The organism is Thomasclavelia saccharogumia DSM 17460, assembly GCF_000686665.1.
Classification (GTDB): domain Bacteria; phylum Bacillota_I; class Bacilli_A; order Erysipelotrichales; family Coprobacillaceae; genus Thomasclavelia; species Thomasclavelia saccharogumia.
The window spans coordinates 1-12,478 of the sequence record NZ_JMLH01000079.1; the positions used below are offsets into that span (position 1 = coordinate 1).

Below are 12,478 nucleotides of genomic sequence, written 5' to 3' on the forward strand. Positions count from 1 at the left end.
GGCCCCATAGAACTGAAACCTTGTACTTTCGCTATTACTGTTGCCAGCCATCTGCATTTCGATATCAATGATTCGACCTTTTTCATCAACCGCACAGATATCGAGGATGATGTTTTTAGCGAGGACCGTATTTTGATTGATTTCAGGATTTTTAACAATCATCTGCTGACAGTCAAGACCAGTGACAGATTTAACGATAAACTTTCTTATTTTTTGGGATTCAAAAGTATCTCTGGAAAGCAGATATTTAAAGAACAGGTCATTACTAAAGCTGACATTATTTTGGATAATATTTTTTTCATGAATCATATTTTTTCCTCCTCATTATCTTTTACAATCTAAAAAGGAGAATTACTTTAAAAAATAATAATTAATTTAATTTTTTATTTTTTAAATTAGAAATAATTAATTATTCATTAATGATTATGCTATAATCATTAATATAAAATTTTTTTGGGGGGTATAGGAATGAGAAAAATTGCAGTATTAACTTCAGGTGGTGATGCTCCTGGAATGAATGGAGCAATTCGAGCGATAGTTAGAGTTGGAATTAAAAGAGGTTTTGAAGTTTATGGTGTATATGATGGTTATCAGGGACTTGTAGAAGGGAAGATAAAGAAACTAGGATATAGTGATGTTTCAGAGATTTTAGCTAAAGGGGGAACGATTTTAGGATCTTCAAGATTACCTGAATTTAAATTGGATGAAGTACAAGATAAAGCAATTGAAAATTTAAAAAGATTTGACATTGACAGTCTTGTTGTAATTGGTGGTGATGGTAGTTATCGTGGAGCTTTAGCTTTAAGTAAAAAAGGAATAAACTGTATTGGTATACCAGGGACGATCGATAATGATATTAATGGAACTGATGAAACGATTGGGTTTCATACTGCATTATCAAATATTATTGATGCTGTAAATAAATTAAGAGATACTTCAAGTTCACATCATCGCTGTTTTGTAATTGAAGTAATGGGAAACAATGCAGATAGTTTAGCGCTTTACTCTGCGATTTCTTGTGGCAGTGAATTAGTTATTACTAATAAAACTGGATATGATGAAGATTTTGTTATTTCTGAAATGATTAAAAATGAGGCTGTTTATCATAAGCGGCATGCAATTATTATTGCTAGTGAAAAAATTTTTGATGTTGATAAATTGGCTAAAAGAATTAATCAAGAAACTGGTTTTTCAAGTCGAGCAATTGTTTTAGGACATATTCAAAGAGGAGGTTCACCGGTTCCAGAAGATCGTATTTTGGCTTCAAGAATGGCTGGTAAGGCAATTGAACTGCTGCTTGAAAAGCAAAGTGGCCAATGCGTTTGTTTAAAAAACAGTGAAATTGTAGCTAAAGGAATAGAAGAAGCTTTAATGGAAACTAATAAAAGTAAAGAAGCACTCTATTGTTTGTTTGAGGATTTAGTTTAGGAGAGTAAGATGAAAAAAATTTTGTTTTGTGATATGGATGGAACGATTATTAATGAATCAGGATTACTTTATTCAAAAGATAAAGTAATGATAGAAAGATTTAGAGACGCTGGAAATATATTTGTTTTTAATACTGGTAGAAATATTGAAGAGGTCAGGGGCGAAATTAATAAGCACGACTTAGCTTATGATTATCTTATTTTAAATAACGGGGCTCAAATCTTGAATAAAGATGAGGTTGTTTTATATCGACAGGCAATTTCAAAACAAGCTGGAGTTAGAATTATTGAAGAGTGTTTAAAATATAATAATTTGTGGATTTACTTTTTTGATGGAAAGAAGACATTGGCATATTATCGTAATCAAACATATAGATATAGTGCTCAGGGGATGATTGCTGTTAAAGAATATGACTTTTTAAAGGAATATTCAAAGACAAAAGAATTTGATATAATAGCGATACATCAGGATGATCAACAATTAGATAATGTTATAAAAATCAAGAATTTTATTGCTGAAAATTATAATAGTGATGCTCAAGGAACATTAAATCAACATTATTTAGATATTACCCCAAGTAATTGTACTAAAGGAACAGGAATTACTAATTTGGTTAATTTAATTAATGATGATTTAATTAGTTATGCAATTGGAGATTCATATAATGATATTAGTATGTTTGAGCATGCTGATTATGGTTATACCTTCAATCGTGTAAATGATGAAGTCAAGAAATATAGTTATCGGCAGGTTGAAAATTTATCAGAGTTGATTGCAGAAATAATTTAAGGGGGAAATTAAATGACTTGGCAAGATAAATTACGTAAAGTGGAACCATACGTGGCAGGTGAACAGCCTAAGATTGTAAATATGATTAAATTGAATACTAATGAAAATCCTTATGGACCGAGTTTGAAAGTTAAAGAAGTAATTAGTAATATAGATATTGATAAGTTAAGATTATATCCTAATAGCGATGCTGTTGATTTAAGGAAAGCTTTAGCTGATTATTATAATTTAGATGAGGAACAAGTATTTATTGGTAATGGTTCTGACGAGGTTTTAGCGTTAACTTTTTTAACTTTTTTTAATGGGAAAGAGCCTGTTTTATTTCCAGATATTACATATTCTTTTTATCCTGTTTATTGTGATTTATATCAAATTGATTATCAGTTAGTTAAACTTGATGATAACTTTAAAATGAATGTTAATGATTTTATGCGAACAAATAGTGGAATTATTTTTCCTAATCCTAATGCACCAACGGGATTACTAGAAGATTTAGATTTTATTGAAACTATTTTAAAAAATAACCCTGATAGTATTGTTGTTGTAGATGAAGCTTATATTGATTTTGGGGGTAAAAGCTGTGTACCATTAATTAATAAATATGAAAATCTGGTAGTAATTCAAACATATTCAAAATCAAGATCGTTAGCAGGAATTCGCTTAGGAATTGCCCTAGGAAATAAAGAGGCAATCAGTCATTTATATGATGTGAAGAATTCTTTCAACTCATATCCGATAGATTATATTACCCAACAAATAGCTTTAGCAAGTATTTTAGATGATCAAGATACTAAAGCTAAGTGTGCTAAAATAATTAAAACTAGAGAAATGACAAAACAAAGATTGAAGCAATTGGGCTTTATTGTTCCTGATAGTTATGCCAATTTTGTATTTGTAAAACATCCTGACATAGATGGTCAAGAACTGTTCAAGGCTTTACGAAAAGAAGGGATCATTGTTCGTCATTGGAATAAAGAAAGAATTGCGCAATATCTGCGAATTACAATCGGAACGGATGAACAAATGGAAGTGATGTTGCAGTTTTTAACTAAATATCTAAAAAAATAACAGATGGGTAACCATCTGTTATAATTTTTTATATTGTTGTTTAGCATTTCTAATAAATACATAATTATTAGTATTTGATAAAAGATCATTGTAATGATAGTCATCAAAAGTGATTTTTTTTAAATCTTCTAATAAAATAATTTTGTTTTTGGCTATGATATCTAACATTTTGCCACGAGCCTGTTTAACATACATTGAATTACGAACTAGCTTATCAGCTCGTTTCTCAACAAAATCAATATTAATTAAATGGGGATGGTCGATCATTTTTGCAAATTCTTTAGAGGCAAGACAAATGATATAATCTTCATCCTTAAAATAGTTGTTTACCTCATCTTGCCAGAAATCATATAAATTTAAATCAAATTTCATGATCATATCTAAACGATAAGGTGTAATTTTAGTATTATATTTTAAGATACCGTAATATGCAGACATGATATTAAGATATTTATCTAAATAATTGAAATCACTATCATTATAAGTATTTAAATTGATTTGCTTAAAAACAGTTCCCTGATAACAATAAATAGCAGGAGTAGATTCATAATTTTCATGATAATAAGTATAAACAGTTTCAGCCATTTTAAAAGATATTTTCATTAAATCATGTAATTCATTAATTGAATATTGTTTCAAATATTTATTTAATTGTTCTGTTTTTTTAGAAAAAAGCAAATCAGTTTTTTCTATATTAATTTGTTTAGTTTTCATTACCTTTGCAGGCGCTATAATTATTTTCATTTTAATCACCAAGTTTATTATACCTTAAACTGTCAAAATATGATATACTTGTCATGGTGATGAAAGAATGAATAATACAATTATAATTGATAAAATTTTAATTCATATGTTAGATTTAGAACATAGTAAAGTAGTTTATTCGGATACTTTTATTAATTTGACCGAAGGAACAACAGAATATTATGATAAAAAAATTGAAAAATGTTTAGAAAATTCAGGAATTAAACAACTGATAATCGGAAGTGAACATCATCTATTACAGTCAGGAAGAAAAATGATAGAAAATGATGATAACTTTAAAGAAGAATCAATAAAAATTACCCAGGATCTATTTGATCTTTGTACAAAAATCGAAGAAATGCCTAATGCAAATCTGATGTTTGTTGAATGTAAAGTTGATGGTAAAAAATACATTTTAATTATTAAATTAAATTATAAAACTATGCCAATGAGTTTAATTGAAGAAAATAATGGAGTTCGCAGTATTCGTTTTGTGAATCAGCAGATTTTACCAAATAAGACAATGGCTGTTGAAGAAGCAATAATTATAAATATTGAAGATGGTATTTTGTCAATTATCGAAAAAAGATTTATGATTGATGGAAAGCCAGGCTATTATTTAAATGAGCAATATATTAAAGGAGAACCTAAATTAACCGATAAGCAAAAAATGAGTATTGTTAATAAGGTAGTAAAAAAAGTGGATAGTGAATATGGGGTTATTGAAGGTGATCCATTACCAGTTGTCAAAAGAGAATTGGCAGAGCTAGTGATGGAACATCGCCCAGTAAAACCAATGGAATTAGCTAAAAAAGTTATGGGCAATGATTATAACGCGACTGAAGAAGTTGAGACGATAATGAAAGATTTAGGTATTGAAGAAGATGATGTAATTGTCAATGTACCTGTATCTTTAGATCGGATGTCACGCTGTAAATTAGTTTTAGATGATGATCGAGTTATTGAATTAAGTGTTGAGGATTATCTTGAGGGTGTCGATATTTCCCGGGAAATGGATGAACGGGGAATGACACGAATTATTCTTAAAAATATAAAAGATATAGTTGTAAAATAAATATATTTAGTTTTTTAATCAAAAAGACAATGATTGAATCATTGTCTTTTTAGCATAAAATTAATTAATAATTGTTGGCAATTTAAATAACAGTATTGAATTTTTTCATAATATCCTTCTATTAATTAGTTTAGAGATACATTGATGAATATCTGAATGATTTTTTCACAATTAAAAATTGCTTATATAACATAAATTTTGAGCTAAATCTTCTTGTGATAAATTTATAATTGCATGATATTACTTAGTTTTATGATTACTGACCTATCTTAAAAATAAATCATTTTTATTTATTTGTCTATTAAATGAATTTAACATTATTGGATAATTACGATAGTAACACAACTTTGATAAACAGAATGACTACAAGATAACATATTTATTAATATGTAGATAATATACGATTGCTTTAATATTAGTTTGTGGAAAAACACGAGCTAATATTTCTTTATAATAATCCATTTGTGGTTTATGTAACGATTTCAGTATATCATCAGAAGTGGTTTGTTTAATATTATCGGTTTTATAATCAATGATCGTAACATCGTTATCATCAATACAAATGACATCGAAGATACCATGAATAATTTGACCATCTTCCAACATTGAAAATTCTTTTTCTTTATATAAATGTTTGGTATTACACATTAATTTAAATACATCGCTATTTACGAAGTTTTTAAAATAATCATAATATTTATCAATTATTTGCCATGATTCTTTGTCATAAAGACCAGATTCTTTTAAATAAGTTAGATTGGCATCTAAATCTAAATCTGGTTTAATATCAAGATGTTCAAGAACACTGTGAATAATGGTACCTCGCGTAGTTGGGGCAATATTAGAATCATCGATATCATAGCTTACATCTTCAAAGATACGATCACCATCTTCGATTTTTCGCGTGACAGCAATTGCTTTATCTGAATTGATCAAGTAAGGATATTTAAAATTATTGTAATGGTAATAGTCGTTTAAATTAAAAATCATTTCTTTTTTATTGGTAATGATGATTTGTCTTTCAATTTCTTCATGGCTAAATATTGTAATTGAAAATTTACTATGTTTAGTATTTTCCTGAATTAAATTTTTACTTTTATTAATCATGATAGTTTGAAAATTATGTTTGATCTCATCAATTATTTCGTCAGTATTTTGATTGTTTAATAATTTTTTGTTAAGTCCCTGATTAATAATATCATCATGGGACATTAAAGATATGCCTAACCAGTCTAAATAACTATTTTGTTTTCTTGCATTATCATATAGAATCACTTTGTCTTGACAACGGGAATTAATAATCATGTCATTATAATTGTTAATTACATATTTTTGCCATTTAATGATATCTTGGGGCTCTTTAATTAAACCAGTTAAAATAAGTTTTTGTGAAGCTCTAGTCAAAGCAACATAAAAAATGCGCATTTCTTCATTTATAGCCTCGTTAGTTTGATAACTGGCAATTATTTTACGATACTTATTTTCATATTCAATGACAACATCCTGGTAAGGCTCAAGCTGCTGCTTTAAGCGCGGTTTGATTGCAATACCTAATTTTTTATCACTGATGATTCTTTCTCGGGCATCCTGCTGGTTAAATTTATTTTGCAGATTTGAAACAAACACAACAGGAAATTCTAATCCTTTAGATTTATGAATCGTCATAAAAGAAACAACATTATCATCATTACTGGCAACCATTGCTGGAGACATATTTACACCATTTTTCATCATTTGATCAAATTTAGTGACAACTGTATGTAAAGAATCATTTTTCATTTCTTCCATTTTTTGAAGCAGTAATTCAAGATTTGCAACCCTTTGAACACCATTTATTAAAGAGGCAGAAAAACTTAAGTATTCACTATCTTGATAAAATTTATTTAGGCCTTCTTTTACAGTATGTTGATTAAAATATTGGCGCATACCATGGTAATAATCAATGAATTTTTCTAGGTTTTGATAATTCGTTTGTTTTGATTCAATATATTTTATTACATTATCATACATAGATAGACTATCATCACTTCTAATAGCAGCAAGCATATTTTCATCAAAACAGCTAATTACATAATTTCCTTTTAATAAACTAGTAAAAGCAATATCATCTAAATGATTATCAAATGCTTTTAAAACATTGATAATGCTAATTATTTCGGGAGCTTGTAAAAAACCTTGGGATAAAATGATATGACTAGGAATATTATATTGTGAAAATATTTTTTTAAACGCAATAAAACTGCGAGTATTGCGCATTAAGATGACAATATCTTTATAATTGGCAAGTCGTGTAGTTTTATCAAAATTATCTAATTCAAGCTTACCGACAATATCCTGGATCTTTTTAGCAACCATTTTTGCTTCAAGTTCGGCGTCACCTAAACTTGTACTAGTTTGATATGATAGAAGAACTTCACTAGTAAACCGTGTTTCTTCATCAAGGCGTTTTGTCGCTTGTTTTTTTACTTTAGATAAGTCGCTTAATTCTTGGGCACCTTCTTTTCTTAAAAAATCATAATTTAATTTAGCACTTTCATCTAAATAATAGTCAAGACCACCGATATTAGTATCCATAATTTGATTAAAAATATAATTAACACTGTCAAGAACAATTTTATTAGAACGATAATTAAATTTAAGATCTATTCTTTTTGTATTAGGAAGGTGATTAAAAGTTAAATATTTTTCATTGAAGATTTCGGGATCAGCTTCTCGAAAGCGATAAATTGATTGCTTCATATCCCCAACCATAAAACGATTTATTTTAGGCTCTTTTAAATCAGCAATCTTATCGATCAAAGTTTCTTGTATTTGATTAGTATCCTGATATTCATCGATCATAATTTCTTTTAACTGCTTATATAATAAGTCGGCAATACCATATTTTGGTTCTAATAATTCTAAGGCATTAGCCTCTAAATCGTTAAAATCTAAAATATTATGATCTTGTTTATATTCTCTATAAGCTTGTTTAAATTCTTTTAAGTAAGCAACAAGTTTTTCTAAAGGAACGATAGATGATGATAAAGTTGATTTAAATTCATCAAAATCATCATAAACAAGATCTTTAAACTTATCTTTATAAAATTTCACAATATTATTTTTAAGACGATTATATTCTGTCTTGTATTCTTCATTATCATCATTAAATAACCCTCTACTATCATAGCTTTTAATTAAAGCAGCATTACTAGCAATGATTATTTTATCTATTTGATTACTATTTAAAGCTTCAATAACATCATGATAGTACTTTAGATGTGTGTCAAATGGGCTTGGCAAATCGGCTTTTTTAGGTTTATCAGGACCAAAAGGATTTTGGTAATAAAATGATAAATTATGATCACTAGCAAAAGCGGCTAGTTCATAAACTTTATTTAATCCCATATTAGCCTGCATTTTTAATAATTCGATAATTTTTTGATTAATTGGCCAAGAATTATAGGCATCATCATTACCATTGATGATATGTTGATAGATCGTGGTTTTAATTTCTTCAAGATAATTATCAAAATTGTAAATAGTGTTGCTTAGATTTTCAAATTTAAAAATAGCATTTTTAAATTTACTGAAATAATATTCAGGAAAATATGTACTCATAAATTCAATAAAAGCTTCATCATTACTCCATTTTTGAATACATTGATCAAGAATTTGGTGTTTGATAATAACTGGATCGGTACAAATATCAAACTTACTGTTTAAATTAATTAAATAGCCATACTGTTTCAACAAAGTACTGCAAAAGCCATGAAAATTAGTGATATAAGCTTTAGGTAATAAATGCTTTTGTTTTAATAAATGTACTTTTAGTGATTCAGAAATATTTTCTTGAAGACGTTTTTCTAATGCTGTTTGTAAACGCTGTTTCATTTCTAGGGCAGCAGCATTAGTAAATGTCAAAACTAGTAGTTCATTCACGTTATAAGCATCTTCTTCAATTAAGGCCATGATACGATTTACTAGAATCTTTGTTTTTCCTGAACCAGCAGGTGCCGAAACCAGAATTGAACAGTTACGGGTAATAACAGCTTCATATTGGCCATCATTTAATGAGTTAATCGACATTATTAACTTCCTCCTTGATTAAATATTCAAGATTTTCAGTGTTTACTAATGTATAGTCATTATAGAAAACATCAAAATTACATAGACTTCGATAATTACAATAGCTACATGGATTTACTTTGGTATGAGTCGTGGCATCATCACTTCCCTTAGGATTAATTTGGATATTACCGGAAATAAGTTCTTGATATAATTCTTGGATGTGCTTGTTGACATAAGCTAAAAGACGTTCAAAAGAAAAACTGCTTAAAATATTTCCTTTATAACAATCGTCTTTTTTAACAAACTTAGCTTTAATAACCGTCGATTCTTTTTCGATAGAATTATCAATAGCTTCGATCACTTCTTCATTTACATAACCATTCATCTTGTATTGTTTAAAAAAATTAATACTATTTTCTTCCTCAGTTATTTTTAATGAACTGGCAAGAATTCTTTTTTTAGTATTAAAATATAGTAATGCGCCTTTATCTAGCTTCATTTGTTTTGTTAAAGCGTCCAAATATAGCAGCATCTGGATATTAAATCCCTGGATAGCTAAAGAAATATCAAGATCTTTATTACTGGATTTATAATCGATGATTTTTAAATAATTATTATATTGATCAACGCGATCAACAATGCCATTAAATTTAAAATCAGGATAATTATAATTGATTTCTACTTCATTATTAATAATTTTAAAATCAGTAATTTTCATTTGATTAATTAATACAATTATAGTATTGATTAAATCTTCTTTGATCATTGTAATAATAAAATGATTAGTACCATATTTTAATTTATCATTTAAACCATTAATGTCAATGTATTCATCAACATGTTTATTAATCAGTTTTTTTATATAACTATGATCAATTTTTTGCACAGCATGACTATCTTTAAATAATGGTGTGGTCTTTTCTAAAACATAATGAGTAATAGTTCCAATTTCATTGATTTGGAAAAGAGGTTGTTTAAATGGATAAATTTTTAAACCGTACTGATTAAAATATTTATAGGGACAGCTGTTATATGTTTCTAGTTTACTTGATGAAAGTTGTGATGAAAATAAAGGAATAGATAAATGATCTGGTTGATTGTTACTTTGTTTATAGCGTTTGATTATGCTGTTTAATTGTTTAGAATCAGGATCTTGTTTATTTAAAAGATATAGTTTGTTTTTTAGGCTATGATGTAAATAATCGTTTTGAGGATCGATTTTTGTAATAGAAAACATCTGTGTTAATTGATTATATAAAGAAGATTTTAATAATGGTTGACCATCAATAGTAGTGTTACTAAAGCAAATTGCAGTAAAATTGGTATTACTGTTTAGTGCTTTTAAAATATTATTTTGATTTAGACCAATTTGATAATTTAAGTCAGGCAAATTTAATATTTGATAGTCTTGATCTAATAAGATACCAGTGTCTTTATACTGAGCTGGGACAATTGTTTCGTTTACACCAACTAAATAAATGTTTGAACATTCAAGAATGCCGCTATAACATTGATTATAATTTAATAAGTATAGATGGTCACTACAAATTTGTTTATCTTCTTTTAAAACCGGTTTTAATTTTTCAACAAGATAATAAAAATCTTTTATTGTAAATGTTTGTAAACTAGTTAAATTATTAAAAAAATTGATCAATGCAGCCTGATTTTGACTATAAATAATTTCATTTTTTATAAATGATAGCATTACAGAACTAAAATCAGTTAAAGTACAACAATTAGTAAAATTATATTTTGCTGTAAAAGGATCTTCAATAACACCAGTCTCTAAATAATTTTTTTTGATTATATCTAAATAATTAAAATCACTATAGCCATTAATAACTTTTGTTTCCAATAGATCAAGCAGATCATTATCATCATTACTACAGCAATATTTAAGCCATGATAAACAAGCTTCAAATTCTTTGAAAATAATTGTTTTTTTAATGTTGTGAGGAATATTAAAATTATCAAGAGTTTCAGTAAGCAGCTCTAAATATTCTTGATTAGGATAATATATGGCAAAATCATGATAATGCATTTTATTATCAACGATTTTTTGATAGATATCTAAAACGACACTTTCAATTTGAGCTTTTGGGGTTGTCTGTGCTAAGCTGTATAAAGGTGTTTTATGAGGAAATTTTGGGGCTTGAAGCGAGAATAGATAATTGTTTAAATGATTAAGATAAGAAAAATCAAAATTATCAAAATAATCATCACCTTTAATTTTTTTAAAAGGGATATTTAAATCACGAGAATCATTACAGTCATTGATTAAAATAGTTACATCACAGTATTTATCGATTTCCTTTATTAATTGAAAACAGCGTTTGTTTAATATTTTTTCAGTTATAAAAATATAGTGATTATTTGCAATGTTATTATTTATTTTATTAGATAATAATTCTTCATACTGATAACATTTAAAATCAGGAATTTTTTTAAAAAGCAGCTGATAGAGTTTAATGATCGTTGTTATTTTTTCTTTAGATAGTGGCGGTAAATTATTTAATTGTGGGTTATTGATTTCTTCTAGGTAAAATAAGTCAAATATATTTATTAACTCATAAATTAAATGCATCTTATTTTCTGTATTAAAAAGATTATTTGAATCTTCGATCAATTCTTTAGTAATTAATATTTTTTCTAATATAGATAATTTTTCATATTGATAAAGATGATAATTATCTAAGAGCTTTTTTAATAAATTATTATAATTAATAATCTTTAAATTAAACAAAGTATCAGTATATTTAAAAAAAGCCTCTTCAAAAAATAATGGATCATCAACAATAAAATAGTAATCTGAAAAAGGATTATTTTTAGCGGCTTTTATACTATCAATAATTACTTTTTTTATTTTTAAACTGTATTCTAAACCACGATATATTTTCATTTACTAAACCTCCGTACTTTTTATTCTATCATATATTAAATAATTATGCTTTAATAAATATCCAAAGATCAATAATCTAATAAATAATTTTGTTACTATTCACAGTATAAATAACAGTACTCAAAAAAGCATAACCTTTTTCTAGTCAAATTCGTTATGCTTTTTCATTTGTTCAATTGTATATGGCTTACCTTCGAGTGCTGCTTCTATCAGTCTATAACTTCCTATCCCATGTCTATGTCCTGTTTCAATGTAGCTCTTGATCCTTGCAAAGTATTGCGCACTCTTCATATTGTTGAATTGCCCTGATACCTTCATCTTTGTCTTGCTTGACCTCAATCCTCTTTCGGCTGTGTTATTAGTAAATGGTATTTCATCATTCAATGTCCACATTAGATAGTTTTCTTTGTATTCCTCTAGCCTTT

Annotated in this window: 8 protein-coding genes and 1 pseudogene; 4 read left to right on the plus strand and 5 right to left on the minus strand. The window is 27.2% G+C overall.

The window, feature by feature from the left end; all coding sequences use genetic code 11:
• Positions 1-309 (minus strand): PD-(D/E)XK nuclease family transposase (locus tag BR82_RS15895; protein WP_034865088.1); only part of this gene is annotated, 309 nt, incomplete at its 3' end.
• Positions 310-468: 159 nt separating this feature from the next.
• Here BR82_RS15895 and pfkA point away from each other — a divergent pair.
• From pfkA to hisC, 3 genes are read left to right on the plus strand one after another with little or no spacing between them, the layout of a single operon-like run.
• Positions 469-1,428, plus strand: coding sequence for a 6-phosphofructokinase (pfkA, locus tag BR82_RS0112965; RefSeq protein ID WP_027090530.1), 960 nt, complete (start codon positions 469-471; stop codon positions 1,426-1,428).
• Positions 1,429-1,437: 9 nt separating this feature from the next.
• On the plus strand, positions 1,438-2,217 hold the full coding sequence (locus tag BR82_RS0112970; protein ID WP_027090531.1) for an HAD-IIB family hydrolase: 780 nt from the start codon (positions 1,438-1,440) through the stop codon (positions 2,215-2,217).
• Between the two features lie 12 nt (positions 2,218-2,229).
• Positions 2,230-3,285, plus strand: a complete 1,056-nt coding sequence (gene hisC, locus BR82_RS0112975; protein WP_027090532.1) for a histidinol-phosphate transaminase — start codon at positions 2,230-2,232, stop codon at positions 3,283-3,285.
• A gap of 18 nt (positions 3,286-3,303) precedes the next feature.
• On the opposite strand, the gene BR82_RS0112980 is transcribed toward hisC, so the two are convergent.
• Positions 3,304-4,029 carry a YaaA family protein gene (locus tag BR82_RS0112980; RefSeq protein WP_027090533.1) on the minus strand — a complete coding sequence of 242 codons (726 nt, stop codon included), beginning with the start codon at positions 4,027-4,029 and terminating at the stop codon, positions 3,304-3,306.
• A 67-nt stretch (positions 4,030-4,096) separates the two neighbouring features.
• On the opposite strand from BR82_RS0112980, the gene BR82_RS0112985 reads away from it, so the two are divergent.
• On the plus strand, positions 4,097-5,104 hold the full coding sequence (locus tag BR82_RS0112985) for a nucleoid-associated protein (RefSeq protein ID WP_027090534.1): 1,008 nt from the start codon (positions 4,097-4,099) through the stop codon (positions 5,102-5,104).
• A 363-nt stretch (positions 5,105-5,467) separates the two neighbouring features.
• Here the strand turns inward: BR82_RS0112985 and BR82_RS0112990 are convergent, their stop codons facing one another.
• The 3 genes and pseudogenes from BR82_RS0112990 to BR82_RS15900 all read right to left on the minus strand — a co-directional run.
• Entirely contained in the window at positions 5,468-9,172 is a 3,705-nt protein-coding gene (locus BR82_RS0112990) for a UvrD-helicase domain-containing protein (protein ID WP_027090535.1), read from the minus strand.
• Positions 9,162-12,053 (minus strand): PD-(D/E)XK nuclease family protein, encoded by a 2,892-nt coding sequence (locus BR82_RS0112995; protein WP_027090536.1) that lies wholly within the window; start codon positions 12,051-12,053, stop codon positions 9,162-9,164. Before BR82_RS0112995 ends, BR82_RS0112990 begins: the two co-directional genes overlap by 11 nt.
• A 141-nt stretch (positions 12,054-12,194) precedes the next feature.
• Positions 12,195-12,478 (minus strand): annotated as a pseudogene (locus tag BR82_RS15900) (hypothetical protein); the annotation flags it as partial.

What these genes read in the sequence shown, in the direction of transcription:
- pfkA (WP_027090530.1), top strand. Translation starts at nt 469, where the DNA reads ATGAGAAAAATTGCAGTATTAACTTCAGGTGGTGATGCTCCTGGAATG.
- BR82_RS0112970 (WP_027090531.1), top strand. Translation starts at nt 1,438, where the DNA reads ATGAAAAAAATTTTGTTTTGTGATATGGATGGAACGATTATTAATGAA.
- hisC (WP_027090532.1), top strand. Translation starts at nt 2,230, where the DNA reads ATGACTTGGCAAGATAAATTACGTAAAGTGGAACCATACGTGGCAGGT.
- BR82_RS0112980 (WP_027090533.1), bottom strand. Translation starts at nt 4,029, where the DNA reads ATGAAAATAATTATAGCGCCTGCAAAGGTAATGAAAACTAAACAAATT.
- BR82_RS0112985 (WP_027090534.1), top strand. Translation starts at nt 4,097, where the DNA reads ATGAATAATACAATTATAATTGATAAAATTTTAATTCATATGTTAGAT.
- BR82_RS0112990 (WP_027090535.1), bottom strand. Translation starts at nt 9,172, where the DNA reads ATGTCGATTAACTCATTAAATGATGGCCAATATGAAGCTGTTATTACC.
- BR82_RS0112995 (WP_027090536.1), bottom strand. Translation starts at nt 12,053, where the DNA reads ATGAAAATATATCGTGGTTTAGAATACAGTTTAAAAATAAAAAAAGTA.